The following is a 24,170-nucleotide window of genomic DNA, read 5'->3' as shown; positions in this document are numbered from 1 at the left end:
GTCATCCGCCCTGGTACAGCCGGCTGGCCATGTAGCCGCTGCGCATGCGGCGGATCGCCACCAGCAGCACGGCACTGGCGGGCAGTGCGACCAGCACGCCCACGAACCCGAACAGCTGCGCGAACGCGAGCAGCGCGAAGATCACCGCCAGCGGATGCAGGCCGATGCGCTCGCCCACGAGGCGCGGCGTGAAGTAGAAGCCCTCGACCAGCTGCCCGGTGCCATAGACCGAAGCCACCATGGCCAGCGCCTTGGCCGGCTCGAACTGCAGCAGGCCGACCAGCAGCGCGAGCGCGAGCCCGATGCCGAAGCCGAGATAGGGCACGAACATGGCGAGCCCGGTGAAGACGCCGATCGGCAGCGCGAGGTCGAGGCCGAACAGCGTCAGTCCCACCGAATAGAACATGGCCATCGTGAGCATCACCAGCAATTGCCCGCGCAGGTACTGCCCCAGCACCTGGTCGGCTTCGTGGGTGAACGAGTCCACGGCGGGACGTGCGCGCGGCGGCACCAGCTCGAGCACGCGATGCACGAAGCGGTCCCAGTCGAGCAGGAGGTAGAACAGCGCCACCGGGATCAGCACCGCGTTGAACAGCAGCGCGATGGCCACGCTGCCGCCGACCTTCAGCGAGGACATCAGGCGCGCCGCGAAGTCCTCGTAGTTGCCCTGCAGGTAGCGCAGGATCTGGCCCTTGAGGCTCTCGACGTCGAAGGCGACATGGATGCCGAACTGGGCCAGCCACGGGCGCAGGGTCGCATCGAGCCGGTCGAACATGGTGGGCAGCTGCTCGCGCATCAGCGGCAGTTCCTTCACGAGGATCGGCAACACGAGGAGGACCAGGCCGGTCAGCACCACGACGAGCAGCAGTTCGACCACGACCACGGCCAGCACGCGCGGGACGCGGCCGCGACCGCCATGTCGATGCGGTCCACCAACGGGGTGAGCGCATAGGCCAGCACGGCGCCCACCACGAAGGGCGTCAGCACCGGCCCCAGTGCACGCAGCAGCACCAGGGCGAGCAGCGCGATCAACGTCCAGGCGGCGGCTCGTTTCTGGGTCGGTGTGAAGAGCATGCAGGAGTGCCGTGCGGCGCGAGTGCGGGCGGGTGCCGCCGGTAGAATCCCCAAATTCTATCGGGCGCTCTGCAGTGCCCCCTCTCCCCGCCTCCCATGAGCCAGTCTCCCCTCTCGTACAAGGACGCCGGCGTCGACATCGACGCGGGCGACGCGCTGGTCGAGCGCATCAAGCCGCTGGCGAAGAAAACCATGCGCGAAGGCGTGCTGGCCGGCATCGGCGGCTTCGGCGCGCTGTTCGAGGTGCCCAAGCGGTACAGGGAGCCGGTTCTGGTGAGCGGTACCGACGGGGTCGGCACCAAGCTCAAGCTGGCCTTCGAATGGGGAATGCACGACACCGTCGGCATCGACCTCGTGGCCATGAGCGTCAACGACGTGCTGGTGCAGGGTGCCGAGCCGCTGTTCTTCCTCGACTACTTCGCCTGCGGCAAGCTCGACGTGGACACCGCCGCCCGCGTGGTGGGCGGCATCGCGCGCGGCTGTGAACTCTCCGGCTGCGCCCTGATCGGCGGCGAAACGGCGGAGATGCCGGGCATGTACCCGCCGGGCGAGTACGACCTCGCGGGCTTCGCTGTCGGCGCGGTCGAGAAGTCGAAGATCCTCACGGGCGCCGACGTCAAGCCCGGCGACGCGGTGCTGGGCCTCGCATCCAGCGGCGTGCACTCCAACGGCTTCTCGCTGGTGCGCAAGTGCATCGAGCGCGCCGGTGCGTCGCTGCCCGCCACGCTGGATGGCCAGCCGTTCCGCGAAGCGGTGATGGCGCCCACGCGGCTGTACGTCAAGCCGGTGCTCGCCGCACTGGCGCAGCACCCGATCAAGGCCCTGGCCCACATCACCGGCGGCGGCCTGCTGGAGAACATCCCGCGCGTGCTGCCCGAGGGCATGGCGGCGCAGCTGCGCGCGGGCAGCTGGCCACGCAGCGAGCTGTTCGCCTGGCTGCAGCGCACCGCCGGCATCTCCGACCACGAGATGAACCGCACCTTCAACAACGGCATCGGCATGGTCATCGTCGTCGCTGCCGAGCACGCGCAGGCCACCGCGACCACGCTGCGCGCGCAGGGCGAGACGGTGCACGAGATCGGCACCATCGCGGCCCGCGGCCCCGGCCCCGTCGTCACCGTCGCCTGAGCGGCATGTCCGCGACGCCCTCTGGCGCGTCGCGCCTGCCAGGCGCCATCTGGGCGCTCGGGTTCGTCAGCCTCCTGATGGACATCTCCTCGGAGTTGATCCACAGCCTGCTGCCCGTCTTCATGGTCACCACGCTCGGTTCGAGCATGCTGGTCGTCGGCCTCGTCGAGGGCGCGGCGGAAGCCACGGCCCTCATCGTGAAGGTGTTCTCCGGCGTGATGTCCGACTGGTGGGGGCGCCGCAAGCCACTCGCGGTGCTGGGCTACGGGCTCGGCGCCGCGTCCAAGCCGCTGTTCGCCCTGGCCACCACCTCGGGGCTGGTGCTCGGGGCACGGCTGATCGACCGGGTGGGCAAGGGGATCCGCGGCGCGCCGCGCGATGCGCTGGTCGCCGACCTGGCGCCGCCGGCAATGCGCGGCGCGGCGTTCGGCCTGCGACAGTCGCTGGACACCGTGGGATCGTTCCTGGGACCGCTGCTGGCCGTCGCACTGATGCTGCTGTGGTCCGGCGATTTCCGCGCCGTGTTCTGGGTCGCTGTGATTCCCGCGGTGCTCTGCGTGGCGCTGCTGGTCGTCGGGGTGCGGGAACCCGAAGCGCCGGTGCACGGGCGGCGCATCAACCCGATCTCGCGCAAGAACCTGCGGCTGATGCCGCCCGCGTACTGGTGGGTGGTGGCGGTGGGCGCGATCTTCACGCTCGCCCGCTTCTCCGAGGCGTTCCTGGTGCTGCGCGCACAGCAGGGCGGACTGCCCGTCGCGTGGGCGCCGCTGGTGATGATCGCGATGAACGTGGTGTATGCGGCGGGCGCCTATCCCTTCGGCCGGCTGGCCGATCGCATGGACCGCACGCGGCTGCTCGCAGGCGGGCTGGCCCTCCTCGTGCTCGCCGACCTGCTGCTGGCTGGGGCCGATCGCGGCCCCCTGCTCTGGGCCGGCATCCTGCTGTGGGGCCTGCACATGGCGATGACCCAGGGCCTGCTCGCCACGATGGTGGCCGACGCCGCGCCCGCGGCCCTGCGCGGCACCGCTTTCGGCATGTTCAATCTCGCGAGCGGGGTGGCGCTGCTGCTGGCCAGTGCCCTGGCCGGATGGCTGTGGGACACCCGCGGCGGCGCGACCACCTTCATTGCCGGCGCAATCTTCGCCGTCGCCGCGCTCGCGGCGCTCCTGTGGCGCCGGCCGCCTGCACCCACGGAGTGACCGGCCGTCCGGCGACCGAGCAAAACAACACGCCCCGACCCGTTTCGCGCGCCGCGAGTCGTTGCGCAGCTACAAAAGCTCTAGCGAAAAACCGCCGCCACGCTGGACGGCACGGTCGGGTTCGGCGGAGACTGGGCCCCTTCCCCGTCCGCACGCACGCCATGCCCGTCATCGCCGTCGTCAATCGCAAGGGTGGCAGCGGCAAGAGCACACTGGCCGCCCACCTGGCGGTGTGGTGCGCCCGCCAGGGCCATGCCGTGATGCTGGGCGACGTCGACCGGCAGCAGAGCACGCGCAGCTGGCTGCGCCGGCGCGATCCGCAACTGCCCGCCATCGCGCCCTGGGCCATCGACCAGACCAACATGCTGCGCGTGCCGGCCGGCATCACGCACGCGGTGCTCGACACGCCCGGCGGCCTGCGCGGCTTCGAGCTGGCGCGCCTGGTGATCGCCGCCGACGCGATCCTGATGCCGGTGTGCCATTCGGTGTTCGACCGCGATTCCGCGGCCGCCTGCCTGGAGGAATTGCGGACGCTGCCCAAGGTGGCCGAGGGCCGCTGTCGGCTGGCGACCGTCGCGATGCGCGTGGACGGTCGCACCCGGGCGGCGGACATCCTGCAGGAGTGGGCCAGCGTGCACAACGTGCCCATGGTCGCGGCCTTGCGCGAAACCCAGCTCTACGTGAAATGCCTCGAGCGCGGACTCACGTTGTTCGATCTGCCCGCGAGCCAGGTGGCCGCGGACATGGCGCAGTGGCAAGGCATCCTCGCCTGGCTGCAGCCGGTGGTGGCGCCAGCAGAGCCCGCGCCGGCAAGGGAACCGCAACGCCTCGCGCCGACGCTGGCCGCGGCGGTGCGCAAAGGGCCGCGCCCCGAAGCACTCGCGCCGGCGACGAGGCCTTCCGTGCTGGACTCATGGCGCACCCTGGGTCCGAAGAAGTCCGCGCCTGCCGCGGTCGATGAAGTGCGCGAGCCCGGCACGTCCGTGGTGCCGCAGTTCCTGCGGCACGCCTGAACCGGCGTCCTAGCTGTTGCGCGCGCGGCGCAGGTCGGCCACGCGGTCCGCGATGGCGTCGATGTCCAGCGAATCCTGGGCGTGGATGAGATAGGTCTCGAGGTCGAGCACCGCCAGCGCCGAATGGCCCTGCTCCGCATGCGCGAGGCCGCGGTCCCGGTACTCGGCCCAGGCATCGGGCAACAGCACCAGCAGCCGGTCCTGCACGGCGATGAGCCGCTGCCAGTCCTCCTGCGCGCGGTGGATCTCCTTCAGGTTGCGCAGCATGCGGGCGATGATGTCCCGCGGCGGCGCGGCCTGCAGGTACAGGCCCAGCGGCACCTCGAACTCGTCGACCAGCCCGCTGCGCCGCTTGTACGGCTCGAGGCGCTCGGACAGTTCCTCGCGCGAGAGCGACTGCCCCGTGAAGGGATCGATCACGACCTGCCCCTTGGGCAGGTTGACCTTCACCATGAAGTGGCCCGGGAAGCACACGCCGCGCGCATGCAGGCCCAGCCCCTGCGCCAGCTCGATCCACAGCACGGCCAGCGAGATCTGGATGCCGCGGCGGGTGCGCAGCACCACGTTGAGGTAGCTGTTGTCCGGATCGCAGTAGTCGTTGACGTTGCCGCCGAACGAGAGATCGCGGAAGAAGAACTGGTTGAGGGCCCGCAGGCGCTGCAGCGGCGGCGCGTCGGCGGGCAGGCGGCGCTTCAGGCGCGCCAGCAGCTGGTCGACGTCGCCCAGCACCTGCTGCACGTCGAGATCGGGGTACTCGTCCTGCGCGATGCTGGCCGCGGCTTCGAGCAGTGGGAAGTGGTCGTCGTCCTGCACCAGCGACCGGAAGTACTCCAGGGAAGTTGGAACGTCGAAGTGCAGTGCCATGGGCTCGTTGTAATGGCGCGGCCCGGCAGCGTCAAGGCGGCTTCGGGGCGCCGCTACCAGCGCGTGACAAATTGCCTCAGGCGCAATCCGCCGATGCGAAGCGCGCCGAAGTAGATCAGCGCCGCCACGGCCAGCACCGCGGCGAGCAGTCCAGCACGCATGGGCGCATGGGCGCGCAGCGCGAGCCAGTCGAACTGCGTCGACGCCCACGCGAGGAACGAGGCGAGCAGCGCCGTCGCGGCCACCACCTGCAGCAGGAACAGGGTCCAGCCCGCCGCCGGTCGCCAGCTGCCGCGCCGCCACAGGCCGACCAGCAGCCAGCCGGCGTTGAGCAGCGCGCCCAGGCCGATCGACAGCGCCAGGCCGGCGTGCTGCAGCCGCGGCACGAGCACGACGTTGAGCAGCTGCGTGGCGACCAGGGCGACGATGGCGATGCGCATCGGCGTCTTCATGTCATGGCTCGCGTAATAGCCCGGCGCCAGCACCTTGATCGCCACCAGGCCGAGCAGCCCCGTGCCGTAGCCGCCCAACGCGAGGGCCACCTGGACCACATCGTTGTCGCGGAACGCGCCGTAGTGGAACAGCGTGGCCACCAGCGGCTCGGGGAACACCAGCAGCGCGGCCGAGCTGGGCACGGCCAGCAGCACGACCAGCCGCAGGCCCCAGTCGAGCATGGTCGAGTAGCGCTCGGTGTCCAGGCCCGCGCGCGCGGCCGCCAGTTGGGGCATCAGCACCACGCCCAGCGCGACGCCGAGCAGCGCGGTCGGGAACTCCATCAGGCGATCGGCCGCGTTGAGCCAGCTCACGCTGCCCGGCGCGAGGTACGAGGCGATCTGCGTGTTGATCAGCAGCGAGATCTGGGCGACGCTGACGCCCAGCAGCGCCGGCAGCATCAGGCGCAGCACCTGCCGCGTGCCTTCGTCCTTCATGGCCTCGCGGAACGCGTCGCGGCTGGCGCCGATGCGCGGCCACATGCCGATGCCCCGCAGCGCCGGCCACTGGATCGCCAGCTGCAGCAGCCCGCCCACCATCACGCCCACGCACTGCGAGTAGATCGGCTCGATGCCCCAGCGGCGGAACACCGGCACGAGGCCCAGCATTGCCACGATCAGCGACACGTTCAGCAGCACCGGCGCGAACGCGGGCACCGCGAACTTCTTCCATGTGTTGAGCACGCCGCCGACCAGGGCGACCAGGGACATGAAGCCGATGTAGGGGAACATGACACGCGTCATGACCACGGCGGCGTCGTACGCGTGCGGCGTCTTTTTCAGCCCGCTCGCCAAGGCCCACACCAGCAGCGGCGCACCGACCACGCCCGCCAGGCACAGCACGAGCAGCGTCCACGCGAGCACCGTGCTCACGTGGTCGACCACGGTCTTGGCTGCTGCTTCGCCGCCCTTCTGCCGCGTGGCGGCCAGCACGGGAACGAAGGCCTGGCTGAACGCGCCTTCGCCGAACACCCGCCGGAACAGGTTCGGGATGCGGAAGGCGACGTAGAAGGCGTCGGTGAGGGCCGTGGCGCCGAACAGTGCGGCCGTCAGCAGGTCGCGCAGGAGGCCCGTGATGCGGGAGGCCAGGGTCAGCAGGGAGACGGTCGAGGCGGCTTTGAAGAGGCTCATGAAGGCTCGCGGGCCGCCGAGTTTAATGTGCGTGCCCGTCGAGACCCGCGACGTCCTGCGTGCGCCGCAGCCCGGCCGTGGGAGCGACTCCGCGAACGGCTACAATGGACGGCTTTGCTGGCATCATCCTCAGACACAAGGATCCCTCACCATGGCATCTGCCAAACCCAAGAAAAAGAACCCGCGCCTCGCGTCGGGCCGTAAACGCGCACGCCAGGACGTCAAGCTCAACTCGGCCAACACGTCCCTGCGCTCCAAGTACCGCACCGCGGTGAAGAACGTGGAGAAGGCCGTCGCCTCCGGCGACAAGGCCAAGGCCACCGAACTCTTCGCCAAGGCCCAGGCCATCGTCGACTCCGTCGCCGACAAGGGCATCTTCCACAAGAACAAGGCTGCTCGCGACAAGAGCCGCCTCTCCGCCAAGGTCAAGGGCCTTGGCACGGCGCAAGCCGCCGCCTGACCTTCCCAGGTCACCCGCCCGGGCTTCGGTCGAAGCCCGCCGTTTGAACCGGGTGCGCTGCCAGCAAAGTGGAAAAGCCGTCGCAAGACGGCTTTTTTCATTGGGAGACCGGATCGCGATGCCGTGCGCGCCGCTGCCCGGCTACCCGGCCTTGCCGTCGTCCGGCAGCATGCAGACCTCCGAAACCTGCAGGTCGTTGTCGCGCGCGAAGTTCAGGACGAAGTCCCAGGCCATCGGCTCGGCCTTGCGCAGGTCGGCATGCACGACCACGCACTTCACGCCGTCGAGATTGCGGGGCACGCACCACGGCGAATAGCTGAGGTGGCTGCCGCGCTGCGCGCCTCCGGGCCGGAAGCTGCTCATGACGCCAGCCAGCCGCTCCGCCCAGTCGCTCGGCCGGAACGTGCGGCCGTCGCGGGTGATGCCCTGGATCAAGACTTCGGTGGCGTTGCTGGAGACCATCGGTCGGTGGCTTGGAGGTGGCATTGCGGCCGGGGATCGCCCTATGCTGCAACGCACAAGTATTCTATCTTATATAAGACTTGCAACCTGGTTCGGCAAGGCGGACGGCAGCCTCGCCGCGCATCGCAGCGATGCGGAATCGGCAAGCAAGGCACGTGCACGGCGTGCCTAGAATCGGACCTCGATGGCTCACGCGTTGAGCCGATTTTTTTTGCCGCCGGGCTCCACGGGCCCGCACGACAGGAGTTGCTCGCCATGGCACTGATCGAGGCCGCCTCGCCCCACACGATGAACACCTACGGCCGCGTGCCGATCGCGTTGTCGCATGGCCAGGGGGCGCGCGTGTGGGACGTCAACGGCAAGGTGTACCTCGATGCGCTGGCGGGCATTGCCGTCAACACGCTGGGCCACAACCATCCCAAGCTGGTGCCGGCGCTGCAGGACCAGATCGCGAAGATCATCCACACCAGCAACTACTACCACGTGCCCAACCAGGAGAAGCTGGCGGCGAAGCTGGCCGAGCTGTCGGGCCTCACCAACGTCTTCTTCTGCAGCACGGGCCTGGAGGCCAACGAGGTCGCCATCAAGCTGGCGCGCAAGTTCGGCCACGACAAGGGCATCGAGGAGCCGCAGATCGTGGTGTACGAGAAGGCCTTCCACGGCCGCAGCATCGCCACGCTCTCGGCCACGGGCAACGAGAAGGTGCAGAAGGGCTTCGGCCCGATGGTGCCCGGCTTCATCCGCGTGCCGATGAACGACATTGCCGCGCTGCGTGCCGCCACTGAAGGCAACAGGAACGTCGTCGCGGTGTTCTTCGAGACAATCCAGGGCGAAGGCGGCATCAACCCGATGCGCGCCGAGTACCTGCAGCAGGTGCGACAACTGTGCGACCAGCGCGACTGGCTGCTGATGATCGACGAGGTGCAGTGCGGCATGGGCCGCACCGGCAAGTGGTTCGCGCACCAGTGGGCGGGCATCCGCCCCGACGTGATGCCGATCGCCAAGGGCCTGGGCTCCGGCGTGCCTGTGGGCGCGGTGGTCGCGGGGCCGAAGGCCGCCAACATCTTCCAGCCAGGCAACCACGGCACCACCTTCGGCGGCAATCCGCTCGCGATGCGCGCCGGCGTCGAGACGATCCGCATCATGGAAGAGGACGGCCTGCTGGAGAACGCGGCCACCGTCGGCGCCTACCTGCGCGCGGCACTCGCGCGCGAACTGGGCGCGCTGCCGGGCGTGAAGGAGATCCGCGGCCAGGGCCTGATGATCGGCATGGAGCTCGCCAAGCCGTGCAGCGTGCTGGTGAACCGCGCCGCCGAAGCGGGCCTGCTGATCAGCGTCACGGCCGATTCCGTCGTGCGCATGCTGCCGCCGCTGATCTTCACGAAGGCCGAGGCCGACGAGGCGGTGGGCCTTCTCGCGCCACTGGTGAAGGCTTTCCTGGCGGAGTGACCATGACGATCCGGCATTACCTGCAGTTCACCGACTTGCGCGCCGACGAATACGCGTGGCTGTTCCGGCGCGCGGCGGCGATCAAGCGCAAGTTCAAGGCGTACGAGAAGTACCACCCGCTGGCCGACCGCACGCTGGCCATGATCTTCGAGAAGGCGTCCACGCGCACCCGCGTGAGCTTCGAGGCCGGCATGTACCAGCTGGGCGGCAGCGTCGTTCACCTCACCACCGGCGACAGCCAGCTCGGGCGCGCCGAGCCGATCGAGGACAGCGCGCGCGTGATCAGCCGCATGGTGGACCTGGTGATGATCCGCACCTTCGGCCAGGACAAGATCGAGCGCTTCGCCGAGCACTCGCGGGTGCCCGTGATCAACGGTCTCACCAACGAGTTCCACCCATGCCAGATCCTCGCGGACATCTTCACCTACCTGGAACACCGCGGCACCGGCAGCGACGGGCTGCCTGATCCCGCGGCCATGGCCGGCAAGGTGGTGGCGTGGGTCGGTGACGGCAACAACATGGCCAACACCTGGCTGCAGGCCGCCGACCTGCTGGGTTTTCGCGTGCACCTGAGCACGCCCACCGGCTACGAGGTGGACCAGGACGTGGCCGGCGTGCGCAGCCGCGACAGCTACCAGGTGTTCAAGGACCCGATGGAAGCGTGCCGCGGTGCCGACCTGGTGACCACCGACGTGTGGACCAGCATGGGCTACGAGGCCGAGAACGAGGAGCGCCGCAAGGCCTTCGCCGACTGGTGCGTGGACGAGGACATGATGCGCGTCGCCAGGCCCGACGCGCTGTTCATGCACTGCCTGCCCGCGCACCGCGGCGAGGAGGTCACCGCCGAAGTGATCGACGGCCCGCAATCGGTGGTGTGGGACGAGGCCGAGAACCGCATGCACGTGCAGAAGGCATTGATGGAGTACCTGCTGCTCGGCAAGGTCACCGGCTAGTCCACTGCGCCGCGCCTTCGCGGCCCGGGCGTCAATGCGAGCGCGGCATCGCCGCGGCGCTTCCACCCAGCGTCATCTCCCCCAGCTTGACGAGCCGCGACTCCACCGCCCAGCGCGTGCGGCCCAAGGCCGCCGCCAGGTCCTTGGTGGGCGTGCCCGCGCCGAAGCCGGCGCGCAGGGCCTCGTCGTCCTCCGCGGTCCAGGGCTTGCCCGTGTTGGCCGGCAGGTCGGTGCGATCGCGCCGGCGCGGTGTGGCCGTGCCGCCCTCCAGCGCGTGCGAGACGGTGAAGAGCGCCCGGATCACCGGTGGCGCAAGGTACGGGCTGTCCGCCGGCATGGCTTCGCCGGTAACGGGGTGAATGCCCTGCGCCAGGGTGTCGATAATGGCGCGCGCGGTTTGCAGTTCCATCGTCGTTGCCTTTCAGAAGTTGTGCTGTATACCCATACAGCTCCTGCGCAACGCCAGCCGCGGCACCGCCGTTGACAGCATGTCCGATCCCCATCCCTGCCTTGCATGTGGCGCCTGCTGCGCCAGCTACCGCGTCGATTTCGCCATCTACGAACTGGACGACATGGGCGGCAACGTCCCCGCCGGCCTCGCCGTCGAGGTCAACGGCAGCACCTGCCGCATGCGCGGCACCGACCACGTGCCGATCCGCTGCGCGGCCCTCACCGGGAAGGTGGGCGAGCGCGCGGCGTGCGCCATCTACGAGTGGCGCCCCAATCCCTGCCGCGAACTCGAGCCAGGCAGCTACGGCTGCGAGAAGGCACGCGCGCGGCACGGCCTGCCCCCGCTCGCCGCCGATGCTTGAGGCCTGAAGAATTTGGCGGCTGTTGGCCGCAACCGACACCACGGCCCTTGCAGCGGGTCCACACTTTCCGCATGCAACGCCTCTGGGACATCTCGCCGCCGGTGCAGCCCGGCTCGCCGGTCTTCCCCGGCGACACGCCCTACCAGCAGCAGTGGGCAGCACAGATCGCTCCAGGCTGCCCGGTCAACGTGAGCACCCTCACGCTGTCGCCGCACGTGGGCGCGCACGCCGACGCGCCGCTGCACTACGACCCCGCCGGTGCACCGATCGGCGCGGTGTCGCTGGAGCCGTACCTGGGTCCTTGCCGCGTGATCCACGCCATCGGCAAGCGGCCGCTGGTGACCTTCGACGACATCGCGCACCGCGTTGATGGCCTTCCTCCGCGCGTGCTGGTGCGCACCTATGCGCGCATGCCGGTCGATCGCTGGGATGGCGAGCTCGCGGCCTTCGCGCCCGGCACCATCGAGCGGCTCGCCGACCTCGGCGTGCAGCTGGTGGGCATCGACACCGCCAGCATCGATCCGGCGGACAGCAAGACGCTCGACAGCCACCAGGTGATCCGCCGCCGTGGCCTGCGCGTGCTGGAGAACCTGGTGCTCGACGAGGTTCCCGAGGGCGACTACGAACTGATCGCGCTGCCGCTGAAGCTGGCCACGGCCGATGCCTCGCCCGTGCGTGCCGTGCTGCGAAGCCTATGACCACCACCCATCTCGACTGCCGCGCGCTCGACACCGCGGACGCGTTGCGTCCGTTGCGCGACTTGTTCGTGCTGCCCGCAGGCGTCACCTACCTGGATGGCAATTCGCTCGGCCCCCTGCCCCGCGCCACCGCCGCGCGCGTGGCGAAGGCGATCGAGGACGAATGGGGCCGGGGCCTGATCCGCTCGTGGAACGACGCGGGATGGTTCGACCTGCCGCAACGGCTGGGCAACCGCATCGCGCGCTGGATCGGCGCCGGGCAAGGCGAAGTGGTCGCGACCGACACCACGTCCGTCAACCTGTACAAGGTGCTGAGCGCAGCGCTCTCCATCGCCGCCCAGGACGCCCCGAAGCACCGCCTCGTCGTCAGCGAGCGCAGCAACTTCCCGACCGACCTGTATATCGCGCAGGCGCTCTGCGCGGAACGCGGCTACACGCTGAAGCTGGTCGAGGCCGGCAAGATTCCGCACGCGTTGGCGGAAGGCGTGGCGGTGCTGATGCTCACGCACGTGAACTACCGAACCGGTGCGATGCACGACATGGCAGCCGTCACAAGCAACGCGCATGCGGCCGGCGCATTGGCCATCTGGGACCTCGCCCACAGCGCGGGCGCCGTGCCGGTGGACCTGCGCGCGGCAGAAGCGGACTTCGCCGTGGGCTGTGGCTACAAGTACCTCAATGGTGGCCCCGGCTGCCCCGCTTTCGCCTGGGTGCATCCACGGCATGCAGACCGCTTCTGGCAGCCGCTGGCCGGCTGGTGGGGCCATGCGGCGCCGTTCGACTTCACGCCCGAGTACCGGCCGGCCCCCGGCGTCGCGCGCTACCTGTGCGGCACACAGCCGGTGCTGAGCATGCTGGCGCTGGAGTGCGGACTAGACACGCTGGATGCCGCACTGCCCCACGGCGGCATGCAGGCCTTGCGGGCCAAGTCGCTCGCGCTCACCGACGTGTTCATCGCGCTGGTCGAACAGCGCTGTGGCGACGCGAGCCTTTCCGTCGTCACGCCCCGCGAGCACGCGCGTCGGGGCTCGCAGGTGTGCCTGGCACGTGCTGAAGGCGCGTATGCGATCGTGCAGGCGCTCATCGCGCGCGGCGTCATCGGCGATTTCCGCGCGCCGGACATCCTGCGCTTCGGCTTCACGCCCCTGTACACCAGCTTCGAGGACGTGTGGAACGCGGTCGAACAACTGCGTCAGGTGCTCGCGTCCGAAGAATGGCGCCGCCCCGAATTCAACCAGCGCAATGCGGTCACCTGAGATGAACGACAGACGCCCGGAAGACATCGTCCACGCCGAGAAGGCCACCCTCGACTTCAGCGGCGGCGCCATGACCTATGGCGACTACCTGCACCTGGACGCGATCCTGGGCGCGCAGCATCCGCTCTCGCCCGACCACAACGAGATGCTGTTCATCGTCCAGCACCAGACCAGCGAACTGTGGATGAAGCTGATGCTGCATGAGCTGCATGCGGCGATCGCCTGCGTCGCGCGCGACCAGCTGGGCAGCGCGTTCAAGATGCTGGCGCGCGTCTCTCGCATCATGGAACAGCTGGTGCACGCGTGGGACGTGCTGGCGACGATGACGCCGCCCGAGTACAGCGCGATCCGGCCGTACCTCGCCAAGTCCAGTGGCTTCCAGAGCGCGCAGTACCGCTGCATCGAGTTCGCGCTGGGCAACAAGAACGCCGCGATGCTCAAGCCGCACGAGCACCGCGCCGACCTGCTGGCCCAGGTGCGCGCGGCGTTCGAAGCGCCCTCGCTCTACGACGAGTCGCTGCGGCTGCTGGCACGCCGCGGCCTCGCGGTACCGGCCAGCCACACGCAGCGTGACTGGACGCAGCCGTATGTGGAGAGCGCCGAAGTGGAGCAGGCGTGGCTCACCGTGTACCGCGATCCAGACCGGCACTGGGACCTGTACCAGCTGGGCGAGGAACTCACCGACCTCGAAGACGCGTTCCGGCTCTGGCGCTTCCGCCACGTGACGACCGTCGAGCGCGTGATCGGCTTCAAGCGTGGCACCGGCGGCACCGGCGGCGTGTCCTACCTGCGCAAGATGCTCGACGTGGTGCTGTTCCCCGAGATCTGGCACCTGCGCACCGACCTCTGAGAGCGGACCGGGATGCGCCGGAGTTCCTGAAAACCGCGATAAGCGGCTGCGACCGTCCACTTTCACGGGCAGGGGATTGTGCCCGCCGACATAAACTCCCAGCCCTGCTGCAGAGCCGCAGCACCATCAACTCAGGAGTTTTGTTTTGCACAAGAGGTTTCTTGCCCTCGCCGCCTTCGGCGCACTCGCGATGTCTGCCCATGCGGGGGAAATCTACGGCGGTGCGGGCTTTCCCGGCCTGACGCTGGGCTATTCACACGGAATCACGTCGGACGTGGGCGTCCGGGCCGACTACACGGGCGGCCTGAACATGTCCAGGAGCGGCGAGCACAATGGCGTGAATTTCGAGGGCAAGCTCAAGACCCAGTCGGTCAGCGCCCTGGTCGACTACTTCCCGAGCAGCACCGGCTTCCGCATCACCGGCGGCGTGAACTTCAACGACACCAAGTTCAACCTGAATTCCGTCGGGGGCGCGGCCACCGTGAACGGCAAGACGGTCAGCCTGGCGGGTGAGTTCTTCAACATGGAGATCAAGCAGCCCCGCGTCACGCCTTATCTCGGCCTGGGCTATGGCTCCAGGCCGGATGCGAAGCAGGCCGGCTGGGGCTTCTACGCTGACGCCGGCGTGATGTTCGGCAAATTCCGCACCAGCACCAGCACCAGCCTGGTCGGCAAGCAAGGCATCACGCAGGCGGACATCGATGCGCAGACGGCCACCGTGCGCGACGACGTGTCCAAGCTGTCCGTCCTGCCCCGGCTGACCGTGGGCGCGACCTACCGGTTCTGAGAGACCACCGGCCCGCTGGCCGCCGCGGGCCGGTGAAGCCCAGACGTCCTTCCCTAGGGTCCCTGGTAGAGCCAGGGGAGGTCGAGCAACGCCTCGCCTCCCGCCTGCATCGCGAGATCGCGTCCGAGGCGAACCACACCCGTCGCGTGGAAGATCGCTCCATTGCGCCGTGAGCGTTGCTGCACGCGCGCGCACCGCTCCCAGCGATTGAGCGCGTAGCGCCGCAGCGCCGTCGGCACGTCGATCACGCGGCCGTCGCAGGCCGCCAGCACGCGCTGCAGTTCGGCCGCATCCTCGATGGCCATTCCGGCCCCTTGCGCGAGGTAGGGGCGCATCGGATGCGCCGCGTCCCCCAGCAAAGCCGCGCGACCGAGCGCCATCTCGTGCGCACCCCGCACCGGCTCGCGATCGTGCACCGGCCACGAGCGCCACTGCGGTACGCAATCCAGCAGCGCGCGCAAGTCGCTGCACAAGCGGCCTGCCACCGACTGCAGCCGATCGACGGACGCGTCCTGGTCCCAGTCGCGCCCCTTCGCGCTGCCCTCGACGAACGCCACCACGTTCAGCGCCTCTCCACCGCGCACCGGATAACGCACGAGGTGCATGCGCGGCCCCAGCCACGCCTGCACGTCGTCCGAACGCAAGCCTGCCGGGACATCGTCGAGCGGCACCAGTGCGCGCAATGCGACATGGCCGGTCGACGGCGCGGGACCGTCATGCAGCAGTTGCTGCCTTAGCTCGCTCCAGACGCCGTCCGCGATGGCCAGCGCATCGGCCTCGACCTGCAGGCCCGAGCCCGTGCGCGCCAGCACGGCCTCGCCATCGACCTGCGCGCCGGCGATGCGCTCGCCCGGATGCAGGCGCACGCCGGCGTCCATGGCCGCGCGCAGCAGCGCGGCATGCAGGTCGGCCCGATGGGCCGTGAGGTACGGCGCGCCGTACCGCGCCTCCGCGTGCGTCCCCAGCGCGAGGGAACCCAGCTCGCGCCCGCTGGCGGCGTCGCGCACGCGCAGCCGTGACGGCGCGAAAGCGCGCAACGCCGGATCGTCGAGCAGTCCCCAGTCACGCAGCACGCGCGTGGCATTGGGACCGAGCTGCAGGCCGGCGCCGACTTCCGAGAAGGCGGCGGCCTGCTCGAACAGGCGCGCCTCCCAGCCCGCCCGCCGCGCCGCCGTGGCGGCCGCCAGGCCCGCGATGCCCCCGCCGGCGATCAGCAGTTCGCGCGTCACCGCCCTGGGCGCGGCATCCCGCGCTCAGGCGGCCAGCAGCTGCCGCAGCACATAGGGAAGGATGCCGCCATGCCGGTAGTACTGCACCTCGATGGCGGTGTCGATGCGCAGGGTGACGGTGATCTCGTGGCGGGATCCGTCGGCCTTGCGGATGACGACCGTGGCGTCGCTCTGCGGACGCAGCTCGGGATCGGGCACCATGTCCACCAGCTCGGAGCCATCGAGCCCCAGCGACTGCCAGCTCTCGTCGCCCTTGAACTGCAGCGGCAGCACGCCCATGCCCACCAGGTTGCTGCGGTGGATGCGCTCGAAGCTGCGCGCGACCACCGCCTTGATGCCGAGCAGCTGCGTGCCCTTGGCGGCCCAGTCGCGCGACGAGCCGGTGCCGTATTCCTCGCCGGCGAAGATCACGGTCGGACGGTCTTCCGCCATGTACTTCATCGCGGCGTCGAAGATGAACATCTTCTCGGTGTTGCCCTGCGCGTCGCGGTACAGCGTGAGGCCGCCCTCCTCGCGCGAGCCGTCGGCCAGCGGCGGCAGCATCAGGTTCTTGATGCGCACGTTGGCGAAGGTGCCGCGCATCATCACGTCGTGGTTGCCGCGGCGCGCGCCATAGCTGTTGAAGTCCGGCTTCTTCACGCCATGCTGCAGCAGCCACTGGCCGGCGGGCGAACTCTCCTTGATCGAGCCGGCCGGCGAGATGTGGTCGGTGGTGATCGAGTCGCCGAACAGCGCCATCACGCGGGCGCCGCGCACCGACACGTCCTGCTTCGGATCGTTGGCCGGCGGCTGCGGGTCGAAGCCACTGAAGAGGGGCGGCTCCGCGATGTAGGTGCTGGACGGCCAGGCGTAGGTCTCGCCGGCCACGCCATGGATGCCCTTCCACAACTCGCCTGGATCGCTCTTCACCTTGGCGTAGTTCTCGCGATAGGCCTTGCCGTCCATCGCGTTCTTCATCAGCTTGTGGATCTCGTCGCTGGTCGGCCAGATGTCGCCCAGCCACACGTCCTTGCCGCCCTTGCCCTTGCCCACCGGCTCGGTCATCAGGTCGCGCAGCACGGTGCCGGCGATGGCGTACGCCACGACCAGCGGAGGGCTGGCCAGGAAGTTCGCCTTGATGTTCGGATGGATGCGCGCCTCGAAGTTGCGGTTGCCCGAGAGCACCGCCGCGCACACGAGATCGCTCTTGGTGATCGCCTCGTTGATCTCGGGCGCGAGGTCGCCGGAGTTGCCGATGCAGGTGGTGCAGCCGTAGCCAGCCACGGTGAACCCGAGCTGCTCCAGGTACGGCAGCAGGCCCGTCTTCGTGAGGTACTCGGTGACGATGCGGGAGCCGGGAGCCAGCGACGTCTTGATGTGCGGCTGCACGCGCAGCCCCGCCTGCACCGCCTTCTTGGCCAGCAGGCCGGCCGCCAGGATCACGCCGGGGTTCGACGTGTTGGTGCAGCTGGTGATGGCAGCGATCAGGACATCGCCGTTGCCGATCGTCACGTGCTGCGGTGCCATGGGCGCGGCGGCGGCCTCCGACTGCGCGGATGCGAGCGTCGGCTTGTTGTATTCCATCTCGGTTTCCGAGACGAGCGCCGCGGGCTGCACGGGCGGGCTGGCCGGCACCTTGGGATCGGGCGTCTCGCCGCCCGCGTGCAGCAGGTGCCGCGTGGTCAGCGTCTCGGCCGGCTTGTTGAACCCGTTCTCCGTCGGCGGCTTGGAATACAGCGAGCGGAACTGCTGCGCGACCTTGCCGATGTCGATGCGGTCCTGCGGGCGCTTGGGCCCCGACAGGCTGGGCGTCACGTCGCCGAGATCCAGCTTCACCACCTGCGAGTAGTCCAGTTCGCCGGCCAGCGGAATGCCGAACAGGCCCTGGGCGCGGAAGTAGGCCTCGAGCTTGTCGATCTCCTCCTTCTCGCGACCCGTGCCGCGGAAGTAGTCGATCGTCTTCTCGTCGACCGGGAAGAAGCCCATGGTGGCGCCGTACTCGGGCGCCATGTTGCCGATGGTGGCGCGGTCCGGCACGGCCAGCGTGCGCGTGCCCTCGCCGAAGAACTCGACGAACTTGCCCACCACCTTGTGCCTGCGCAGGATCTCGGTGATGGTGAGCACCAGGTCGGTGGCGGTGCAGCCTTCACGCAATTGGCCGGTGAGCTCGAAACCCACCACGTCCGGCGTCAGCATGTACACGGGTTGCCCCAGCATCGCCGCCTCGGCCTCGATACCGCCCACGCCCCACGCCACCACGCCGACGCCGTTGATCATCGTGGTGTGGCTGTCGGTGCCCACCAGCGTGTCCGGATAGAGCACGCCATCGGGTGTGCTGTGCACGCCGCGCGCCAGGTACTCCAGGTTCACCTGGTGCACGATGCCGAAGCCGGGGGGCACCACGCCGAAGGTCTTGAAGGCCTGCATGCCCCACTTCATGAACTCGTAGCGCTCGCGATTGCGCTGGAACTCCAGCTTCATGTTCAGGTCGAGCGCGTCCTTCGTGCCGTAGTGGTCGACCATCACCGAGTGGTCCACCACCAGGTCCACGGGCACCAGCGGTTCGATCGCACCAGGGCGTCGGCCCAGTCGCGCGGCGGCGCTGCGCATCGCAGCCAGGTCGGCCAGCAGCGGCACGCCGGTGAAGTCCTGCAGCACCACGCGCGCCACCACGAACGGGATCTCCTCCGTGCGCGGCGCGTTCGGCTTCCAGTTGGCGACCTGGCGCACGTGCTCGGGCGTCACCTTCAGCCCGTCGCAGTTGCGCAGCACCGACTCCAGCACGATGCGCATGGACACCGGCAGGCGGCGGACATTGGGGAACTCTTCGGCGAGCGCGGGCAGCGAGTAGTAGCTGCCGCCCTGCCGGCCGCCGCTGCGGATGGTCTTGCGGGTGCGTTCGAAGGCGTGCGTCATCTTGTTCTCCTTGTCGGTGAGGCGGCAAACATTGTGCCGCCCCAGCAAGACCGACGCCGCGCAGGGGCTGGCCCGGTGGTGCGGTCAGCCGTGCTCGCGCTCGAAGTCCTGCAGGTACGCGACCAGGGCCTGCACGCCTGCGATCGGCATGGCGTTGTAGATCGACGCGCGCATGCCCCCGACGGAGCGGTGGCCCTTGAGCTGCACCATGCCGCGGGCCTGCGCGCCCTGCAGGAACGTGTCGTTGAGCGATTCATCGCGCAGCTTGAACGGCACGTTCATCAGCGAGCGGTCCTCGCGCGCGATCTCGTTGCGGAAGAAGCTGCTGCCGTCGAGGAAGTCGTACAGCAGCTTCGCCTTCGCGCGGTTGTGCTGCTCCACGGCCGCCAGGCCGCCCTGCGCCTTGATGTGCTGGCACACCAGTCCCGCGATGTAGATCGCGTAGGTGGGCGGCGTGTTGTACATCGAGTCGTTCTCGGCCTGCACCTTGTAGTTGAAGGCCGTGGGCGTGATCGGCAGCGCGTGGCCCAGCAGGTCGTCGCGCACGATCACCACGGTCAGGCCCGACGGGCCCATGTTCTTCTGCGCGCCGGCATAGATCAGGCCGTAGCGGCGCACGTCGATCGGGCGCGACAGGATGTTGGATGACATGTCGGCCACCAGCGGTACGGCGCCCGTGTCCGGGGTCCAGTGGTACTCGACCCCGCCGATGGTCTCGTTGGAGCAGATATGCACGTAGGCCGCGCCGGGATCGAGCTTCCACGTGGACTGCTTCGGCACGGCGGTGAACTTGCTCGCCTCGGCGCTGGCCGCGATCTGCACGGTGCCGTACTTGCGGGCCTCGGTGAGCGAGCGCTTGGACCAGTCGCCCGTGTCGACGTAGTCGGCGCGGCCGCTGCGGCCGATCAGGTTCATCGGCACGATGGCGTTCTCGCCAATTGCGCCGCCCTGCATGAACAACACCTTGTAGCTGGACGGGATGTCCAGCAGCTCGCGCAGCAGGTCCTCGGTCCGGGCATGAATGCCCATGAACTCCGGGCCGCGGTGGCTCATCTCCATCACCGACATCCCGCTGCCCTGCCAGTCGAGCATCTCGTCGGCGGCGCGCCGCAGGACGGCTTCGGGCAGCACGGCGGGGCCGGCACTGAAATTGAACACGCGGGTCATGGGAAAACGGCTCTCGGATGGGGACTGGACAGCATACCGGATGGTGCTCCATGACCTGCCGCGTCATGGAACCGCCGCAGCCCCTGCCCTAGCATTCGCGCATGTCCACCACCGCCTCCCCGCAGCGCTCCGTGCCGGCGCACTTCGGCACCCACCTGCGCCACTGGCGCCAGCACCGGCGCCTGAGCCAGCAGGGCCTGGCCGACGAGGCCGCGATCTCGACGCGCCATCTCAGCTTCGTCGAAACCGGACGTGCGCTGCCCAGCCGCGAGATGGTGCTGCGCCTTGCCGACCGGCTGCAGGTGCCCCTGCGGGAACGCAATGCGATGCTGGTCGCGGCGGGCTACGCGCCGATGTACCGCGAGCGGCCGCTGGACGATCCGGCGCTGGTGCCTGCACGCGAGGCGGTCGAGCTGATCCTGCGGGCTCACGAGCCGGCACCGGCACTGGCCGTCGACCGGCACTGGACCCTGCTGGCCGCCAACCGGATGCTGCCGCACCTTCTCGCGGGCATCGATCCCGCGCTGCTGGCGCCGCCCTTGAACGTGCTGCGCCTCAGCCTGGATCCGCGCGGCCTGGCCCCGCGGATCGCCAATCTCGGCCAATGGCGCGAGCACCTGTTCGAACGCCTGGAGCAGCAGGTGCGCGCGACAGCCGATCCGGTGCTGGTGGCGCTGCTGGAGGAATTGCGCGCCATCCCGATGCCGCCGCAGCACGAGGCCATGCGGTTGCCCGGCGAACATCTCGGCATCGCAGTGCCGCTGCAGCTGCGCATGGCCGACGGCACGGTGCTGAGCTTCATCAGCACGACGACGGTGTTCGGCACGGCCGTGGACGTCACGGTCCAGGAACTCACGCTGGAGAGCTTCTTCCCCGCCGATGCCGCCACGGCGCAGGCACTGCAGCGGCTGGCCGCCCTGCCAGGCTGAGCGTCCCTCGGGGCTGTCAGTGGCCGCGCACAGGCATCGATGGACCCTTCCGACCCCGCGCAGCCCGGCGACCTTCCACGATGAGCACCAGACCATCGAGCAAAGGACCGCCATGAGCAAGGACAAGACGCCCCACCAGCACCTGTGGGACATGATCAAGGACATCCGCTTCGGGATGCTGACCCACCGCCACCCGGAAGGTGGGCTGCATGCGCACCCGCTGACGACGCAGAACAAGGAGCTCGGCGAGAAGGGCGTTCTGTACTTCTTCGTCAGCCGCACGACCGAAGTCGGCCAGCGCCTGCGCGCGGATGGCAACGTGAACGTCTCGTACTCCGATCCGCACAAGGACCACTACGTTTCCATCTCGGGCGTGGCGCGCATCAGCGAGGACATGGACGCCAAGAAGCGCCTGTTCAACCCGATGGCCAAGGCCTGGTTCCCCGGCGGTGCGACCGACCCCGACCTGGAACTGGTGGAAATCCAGATCACCAGCGCCGAGTACTGGGACGTCAAGGAGAGCAAGCCGACGCAGCTGTTCAAGATGGCCGCGGCGGCCGTGAGCGGCCAGCGCCCCACCATGGGCGAGCACCGCGAAGTGACGGTGTGAGCGCGAGCTCCCTCCAATGAAAAAGCGGCCCCGCGGGGCCGCTTTTTCCGTGTCGCGCAGGCTCAGGCCGGCACGGTGTCGGCGACCTTGCTGAAGTCCTCGATCTTGTCGAAGTTCATGTACTGGTAGATCTGGTCGCCATTGGCGTTGATCACGCCGATGTCGGCCATGTACTCCTCCTTCGACGGGATCTTGCCCAGGCGCGAGCAGATCGCCGCCAGTTCCGCGGAGCCGAGATACACGTTGGTGTTCTTGCCCAGGCGGTTGGGGAAGTTGCGCGTGCTGGTGGACATCACCGTCGCGCCCTCGCGCACCTGCGCCTGGTTGCCCATGCACAGCGAGCAGCCGGGCATCTCCATGCGCGCGCCCGCGGTGCCGAGCACGCCGTAGTGGCCTTCCTCGGTCAGCTGCTTCTGGTCCATCTTCGTCGGCGGGGCCACCCACAGCTTCACCGGGATGTCGCGCTTGCCTTCCAGCAGCTTCGAAGCCGCGCGGAAGTGGCCGATGTTGGTCATGCACGAGCCGATGAACACCTCGTCGATCTTGGCGCCGGCGACCTCGGAGAGCGTCTTCACGTCGTCCGGATCGTTCGGGCAGGCCACGATCGGCTCGTGCACGTCGGCCAGGTCGATCTCGATGACGGCCGCGTACTCGGCGTCGGCATCGCGCGCCAGCAGCTGCGGGTTCTTCAGCCAGGCTTCCTGCGCCGCGATGCGGCGGCCCAGCGTGCGGGCGTCGGCATAGCCGTTGGCGATCATCCAGCGCATGAGCGTGATGTTGCTCTTGATGTACTCGATGATCGGCTCCTTGTTCAGGTGCACCGTGCAGGCGGCGGCGGAGCGCTCGGCCGACGCATCGGACAGCTCGAACGCCTGCTCCACCTTCAGGTCCGGCAGGCCCTCGATCTCGAGGATGCGGCCGGAGAAGATGTTCTTCTTGCCGGCCTTGGCCACCGTCAGCAGGCCCTGCTTGATGGCGTACAGCGGGATCGCGTTCACCAGGTCGCGCAGCGTGACACCGGGCTGCATCTTGCCCTTGAAGCGCACCAGCACCGACTCGGGCATGTCCAGCGGCATGACGCCGGTGGCGGCGGCGAACGCCACCAGGCCGGAGCCTGCCGGGAAGCTGATGCCGATCGGGAAGCGGGTGTGCGAGTCGCCGCCGGTGCCGACGGTGTCGGGCAGCAGCAGGCGGTTGAGCCACGAGTGGATCACGCCGTCACCAGGACGCAGCGACACGCCACCGCGGGTGGAGATGAACTCGGGCAGCTCGTGGTGCATCTTCACGTCCACCGGCTTCGGGTAGGCGGCCGTGTGGCAGAACGACTGCATGACGAGGTCGGCGGAGAAGCCCAGGCAGGCCAGGTCCTTCAACTCGTCGCGCGTCATCGGGCCGGTGGTGTCCTGCGACCCCACCGAGGTCATGCGCGGCTCGCAGTATGTGCCCGGGCGGATGCCCTGGCCTTCCGGCAGGCCGCACGCGCGGCCGACCATCTTCTGCGCGAGCGTGAAGCCCTTGCCGGTGTCCTTCGGCGCCTTGGGCAGGCGGAACAGCGTCGAGGCCGGCAGGCCCAGCGCCTCGCGGGCTTTCGCCGTGAGGCCGCGACCCACGATCAGCGGAATGCGGCCGCCGGCGCGCACCTCGTCGAACAGCACTTCGCTCTTGACCTGGAAGGTCGCGATCACCTCGCCGTTCTTCAGCGCCTTGCCCTCGTAGGGACGCAGCTCGATGGTGTCGCCCATCGCCATCTTCGACACGTCCAGCTCGATCGGCAGCGCGCCGGCGTCTTCCATCGTGTTGTAGAAGATCGGGGCGATCTTGCCGCCCAGGCAGACGCCGCCGAACTTCTTGTTCGGCACGAACGGGATGTCCTCGCCGGTCCACCACAGCACGCTGTTGGTGGCCGACTTGCGCGACGAGCCCGTGCCCACCACGTCACCGACGTAGGCGACCAGGTGGCCCTTGGCCTTGAGTTCCTGCAGCAGCTTGATCGGACCGCGCTTGCCTTCTTCCTCCGGCACGATGCCGGGGCGCGGGTTCTTCAGCATGGCCAACGCGTGCAGCGGAATGTCGGGACGGCTCCACGCATCGGGCGCGGGCGACAGGTCGTCGGTGTTGGTCTCGCCGGTGACCTTGAAGACCGTGAGCGTCATGCTTTTCGGAACCTCGGGGCGGCTGGTGAACCACTCGGCGTCGGCCCAGCTTTGCAGCACGGCCTTCGCGTTAGCGTTGCCCTTGTCAGCCTTTTCCTTGACGTCGTGGAACTGGTCGAACATCAGCAGCGTCTTCTTCAGCGCGTCGGCCGCCGCGGCGCCGACTTCGGCGTCATCGAGCAGGTCGACCAGCGGACTGATGTTGTAGCCGCCCAGCATGGTGCCCAGCAGCTCCGTGGCCTTGGCACGGCTGATGATCATGCACTTCTCGGTGCCATGGGCCACGGCGGCGAGGTAGCTGGCCTTGACCTTGGCGGCCTCGTCGACGCCGGCGGGCACGCGGTTGGTGATCAGGTCCAGCAGGAAGTCGGCTTCCGCGGTCGAGGGCGTCTTGAGCAGCTCGATCAGGGCGGCGGTCTGCTGCGCGGTCAGCGGCAGCGGCGGGATGCCGAGCGACGCGCGCTCGGCGACGTGCTTCACATACTCTTGCAACATGGGGTTCTCCGTGCGGTTCGTGTTGGTGTTGGTCAGTTGTCGGTGGCGCCGGTCGCGGCCGCCCC

The 24,170-nt window shown here is 69.0% G+C and carries 21 protein-coding genes and 1 pseudogene; 13 read left to right on the top strand and 9 right to left on the bottom strand.

Going from position 1 to position 24,170, the window contains the following annotated elements:
- Position 1: 1 nt before the first annotated feature.
- Positions 2–1,074 (bottom strand): annotated as a pseudogene (locus tag ACPWT1_RS10715) (AI-2E family transporter).
- Positions 1,075–1,170: 96 nt separating this feature from the next.
- Here ACPWT1_RS10715 and purM point away from each other — a divergent pair.
- The 3 genes from purM (at position 1,171) to ACPWT1_RS10700 (ending at position 4,414) form a co-directional block, all read left to right on the top strand.
- Positions 1,171–2,202 carry a phosphoribosylformylglycinamidine cyclo-ligase gene (gene purM, locus ACPWT1_RS10710; protein WP_427915346.1) on the top strand — a complete coding sequence of 344 codons (1,032 nt, stop codon included), beginning with the start codon at positions 1,171–1,173 and terminating at the stop codon, positions 2,200–2,202.
- A 5-nt stretch (positions 2,203–2,207) separates the two neighbouring features.
- The gene (locus ACPWT1_RS10705) at positions 2,208–3,401 is read left to right on the top strand and encodes an MFS transporter (protein ID WP_427915345.1); all 1,194 of its coding nucleotides are present in this window, start codon (positions 2,208–2,210) and stop codon (positions 3,399–3,401) included.
- Positions 3,402–3,562: 161 nt separating this feature from the next.
- On the top strand, positions 3,563–4,414 hold the full coding sequence (locus tag ACPWT1_RS10700) for a division plane positioning ATPase MipZ (RefSeq protein ID WP_427915344.1): 852 nt from the start codon (positions 3,563–3,565) through the stop codon (positions 4,412–4,414).
- A gap of 9 nt (positions 4,415–4,423) precedes the next feature.
- Here ACPWT1_RS10700 and ACPWT1_RS10695 read toward each other — a convergent pair whose 3' ends face one another.
- Both ACPWT1_RS10695 and murJ read right to left on the bottom strand, forming a co-directional pair.
- On the bottom strand, positions 4,424–5,278 hold the full coding sequence (locus tag ACPWT1_RS10695; RefSeq protein WP_427915343.1) for a SirB1 family protein: 855 nt from the start codon (positions 5,276–5,278) through the stop codon (positions 4,424–4,426).
- A 53-nt stretch (positions 5,279–5,331) separates the two neighbouring features.
- Positions 5,332–6,900, bottom strand: a complete 1,569-nt coding sequence (gene murJ, locus ACPWT1_RS10690) for a murein biosynthesis integral membrane protein MurJ (protein ID WP_427915342.1) — start codon at positions 6,898–6,900, stop codon at positions 5,332–5,334.
- A 151-nt stretch (positions 6,901–7,051) separates the two neighbouring features.
- Here murJ and rpsT point away from each other — a divergent pair, with 151 nt between their 5' ends.
- On the top strand, positions 7,052–7,360 hold the full coding sequence (gene rpsT / locus ACPWT1_RS10685; RefSeq protein WP_427915341.1) for a 30S ribosomal protein S20: 309 nt from the start codon (positions 7,052–7,054) through the stop codon (positions 7,358–7,360).
- Between the two features lie 141 nt (positions 7,361–7,501).
- On the opposite strand, the gene ACPWT1_RS10680 is transcribed toward rpsT, so the two are convergent.
- On the bottom strand, positions 7,502–7,822 hold the full coding sequence (locus ACPWT1_RS10680) for a DUF3579 domain-containing protein (RefSeq protein WP_427915340.1): 321 nt from the start codon (positions 7,820–7,822) through the stop codon (positions 7,502–7,504).
- A gap of 255 nt (positions 7,823–8,077) precedes the next feature.
- On the opposite strand from ACPWT1_RS10680, the gene ACPWT1_RS10675 reads away from it, so the two are divergent.
- Positions 8,078–9,271, top strand: coding sequence for an aspartate aminotransferase family protein (locus tag ACPWT1_RS10675; RefSeq protein WP_427915339.1), 1,194 nt, complete (start codon positions 8,078–8,080; stop codon positions 9,269–9,271).
- 2 nt (positions 9,272–9,273) lie between these two features.
- Positions 9,274–10,224, top strand: a complete 951-nt coding sequence (gene argF / locus ACPWT1_RS10670) for an ornithine carbamoyltransferase (protein ID WP_427915338.1) — start codon at positions 9,274–9,276, stop codon at positions 10,222–10,224.
- 31 nt (positions 10,225–10,255) lie between these two features.
- Here the strand turns inward: argF and ACPWT1_RS10665 are convergent, their stop codons facing one another.
- Entirely contained in the window at positions 10,256–10,633 is a 378-nt protein-coding gene (locus ACPWT1_RS10665) for a hypothetical protein (protein ID WP_427915337.1), read from the bottom strand.
- A gap of 79 nt (positions 10,634–10,712) precedes the next feature.
- On the opposite strand from ACPWT1_RS10665, the gene ACPWT1_RS10660 reads away from it, so the two are divergent.
- The 5 genes from ACPWT1_RS10660 (at position 10,713) to ACPWT1_RS10640 (ending at position 14,627) form a co-directional block, all read left to right on the top strand.
- Positions 10,713–11,036, top strand: a complete 324-nt coding sequence (locus ACPWT1_RS10660) for a YkgJ family cysteine cluster protein (protein WP_427915336.1) — start codon at positions 10,713–10,715, stop codon at positions 11,034–11,036.
- Positions 11,037–11,107: 71 nt separating this feature from the next.
- Complete coding sequence (kynB, locus tag ACPWT1_RS10655; RefSeq protein ID WP_427915335.1) at positions 11,108–11,734, top strand: arylformamidase; 627 nt, start codon at positions 11,108–11,110, stop codon at positions 11,732–11,734.
- Positions 11,731–12,990, top strand: a complete 1,260-nt coding sequence (kynU, locus tag ACPWT1_RS10650) for a kynureninase (protein ID WP_427915334.1) — start codon at positions 11,731–11,733, stop codon at positions 12,988–12,990. The genes kynB and kynU overlap by 4 nt, the downstream gene beginning before the upstream one ends.
- A 1-nt stretch (position 12,991) precedes the next feature.
- Entirely contained in the window at positions 12,992–13,840 is an 849-nt protein-coding gene (gene kynA / locus ACPWT1_RS10645; protein WP_427915333.1) for a tryptophan 2,3-dioxygenase, read from the top strand.
- Between the two features lie 145 nt (positions 13,841–13,985).
- Positions 13,986–14,627, top strand: coding sequence for a hypothetical protein (locus ACPWT1_RS10640; RefSeq protein WP_427915332.1), 642 nt, complete (start codon positions 13,986–13,988; stop codon positions 14,625–14,627).
- Between the two features lie 53 nt (positions 14,628–14,680).
- On the opposite strand, the gene ACPWT1_RS10635 is transcribed toward ACPWT1_RS10640, so the two are convergent.
- From ACPWT1_RS10635 to serC, 3 genes are all read right to left on the bottom strand, one after another.
- Positions 14,681–15,856, bottom strand: a complete 1,176-nt coding sequence (locus tag ACPWT1_RS10635) for an FAD-dependent monooxygenase (RefSeq protein WP_427915331.1) — start codon at positions 15,854–15,856, stop codon at positions 14,681–14,683.
- A 24-nt stretch (positions 15,857–15,880) separates the two neighbouring features.
- Positions 15,881–18,751 (bottom strand): aconitate hydratase, encoded by a 2,871-nt coding sequence (locus ACPWT1_RS10630; RefSeq protein WP_427915330.1) that lies wholly within the window; start codon positions 18,749–18,751, stop codon positions 15,881–15,883.
- An 84-nt stretch (positions 18,752–18,835) separates the two neighbouring features.
- A complete protein-coding gene (gene serC, locus ACPWT1_RS10625; RefSeq protein ID WP_427915329.1) occupies positions 18,836–19,918 on the bottom strand; it encodes a 3-phosphoserine/phosphohydroxythreonine transaminase in 1,083 nt (360 codons plus the stop codon).
- 101 nt (positions 19,919–20,019) lie between these two features.
- On the opposite strand from serC, the gene ACPWT1_RS10620 reads away from it, so the two are divergent.
- Both ACPWT1_RS10620 and ACPWT1_RS10615 read left to right on the top strand, forming a co-directional pair.
- A complete protein-coding gene (locus ACPWT1_RS10620; protein ID WP_427915328.1) occupies positions 20,020–20,847 on the top strand; it encodes a helix-turn-helix domain-containing protein in 828 nt (275 codons plus the stop codon).
- A 112-nt stretch (positions 20,848–20,959) separates the two neighbouring features.
- Positions 20,960–21,457, top strand: a complete 498-nt coding sequence (locus ACPWT1_RS10615; RefSeq protein ID WP_427915327.1) for a pyridoxamine 5'-phosphate oxidase family protein — start codon at positions 20,960–20,962, stop codon at positions 21,455–21,457.
- 62 nt (positions 21,458–21,519) lie between these two features.
- Here ACPWT1_RS10615 and acnB read toward each other — a convergent pair whose 3' ends face one another.
- A complete protein-coding gene (gene acnB / locus ACPWT1_RS10610) occupies positions 21,520–24,105 on the bottom strand; it encodes a bifunctional aconitate hydratase 2/2-methylisocitrate dehydratase (protein WP_427915326.1) in 2,586 nt (861 codons plus the stop codon).
- Positions 24,106–24,170 lie beyond the last annotated feature (65 nt).

This window comes from Ramlibacter sp. MMS24-I3-19, assembly GCF_050320135.1.
In the GTDB taxonomy this organism is placed as follows: Bacteria; Pseudomonadota; Gammaproteobacteria; order Burkholderiales; family Burkholderiaceae_C; genus Ramlibacter.
The sequence above is the reverse complement of the archived record's forward strand: the minus strand, read 5'-3'. Positions and strand labels throughout refer to the sequence as shown.

Excerpts from the sequence above, each read along its gene's own strand:
- ACPWT1_RS10630 (WP_427915330.1), bottom strand. The coding sequence starts at position 18,751 with ATGACGCACGCCTTCGAACGCACCCGCAAGACCATCCGCAGCGGCGGC.
- ACPWT1_RS10615 (WP_427915327.1), top strand. The coding sequence starts at position 20,960 with ATGAGCAAGGACAAGACGCCCCACCAGCACCTGTGGGACATGATCAAG.
- ACPWT1_RS10705 (WP_427915345.1), top strand. The coding sequence starts at position 2,208 with ATGTCCGCGACGCCCTCTGGCGCGTCGCGCCTGCCAGGCGCCATCTGG.
- ACPWT1_RS10620 (WP_427915328.1), top strand. The coding sequence starts at position 20,020 with ATGTCCACCACCGCCTCCCCGCAGCGCTCCGTGCCGGCGCACTTCGGC.
- purM (WP_427915346.1), top strand. The coding sequence starts at position 1,171 with ATGAGCCAGTCTCCCCTCTCGTACAAGGACGCCGGCGTCGACATCGAC.
- ACPWT1_RS10675 (WP_427915339.1), top strand. The coding sequence starts at position 8,078 with ATGGCACTGATCGAGGCCGCCTCGCCCCACACGATGAACACCTACGGC.
- ACPWT1_RS10700 (WP_427915344.1), top strand. The coding sequence starts at position 3,563 with ATGCCCGTCATCGCCGTCGTCAATCGCAAGGGTGGCAGCGGCAAGAGC.
- rpsT (WP_427915341.1), top strand. The coding sequence starts at position 7,052 with ATGGCATCTGCCAAACCCAAGAAAAAGAACCCGCGCCTCGCGTCGGGC.
- ACPWT1_RS10660 (WP_427915336.1), top strand. The coding sequence starts at position 10,713 with ATGTCCGATCCCCATCCCTGCCTTGCATGTGGCGCCTGCTGCGCCAGC.
- acnB (WP_427915326.1), bottom strand. The coding sequence starts at position 24,105 with ATGTTGCAAGAGTATGTGAAGCACGTCGCCGAGCGCGCGTCGCTCGGC.
- kynB (WP_427915335.1), top strand. The coding sequence starts at position 11,108 with ATGCAACGCCTCTGGGACATCTCGCCGCCGGTGCAGCCCGGCTCGCCG.
- argF (WP_427915338.1), top strand. The coding sequence starts at position 9,274 with ATGACGATCCGGCATTACCTGCAGTTCACCGACTTGCGCGCCGACGAA.
- murJ (WP_427915342.1), bottom strand. The coding sequence starts at position 6,900 with ATGAGCCTCTTCAAAGCCGCCTCGACCGTCTCCCTGCTGACCCTGGCC.
- ACPWT1_RS10695 (WP_427915343.1), bottom strand. The coding sequence starts at position 5,278 with ATGGCACTGCACTTCGACGTTCCAACTTCCCTGGAGTACTTCCGGTCG.
- ACPWT1_RS10680 (WP_427915340.1), bottom strand. The coding sequence starts at position 7,822 with ATGGTCTCCAGCAACGCCACCGAAGTCTTGATCCAGGGCATCACCCGC.
- ACPWT1_RS10665 (WP_427915337.1), bottom strand. The coding sequence starts at position 10,633 with ATGGAACTGCAAACCGCGCGCGCCATTATCGACACCCTGGCGCAGGGC.
- kynA (WP_427915333.1), top strand. The coding sequence starts at position 12,992 with ATGAACGACAGACGCCCGGAAGACATCGTCCACGCCGAGAAGGCCACC.
- serC (WP_427915329.1), bottom strand. The coding sequence starts at position 19,918 with ATGACCCGCGTGTTCAATTTCAGTGCCGGCCCCGCCGTGCTGCCCGAA.
- kynU (WP_427915334.1), top strand. The coding sequence starts at position 11,731 with ATGACCACCACCCATCTCGACTGCCGCGCGCTCGACACCGCGGACGCG.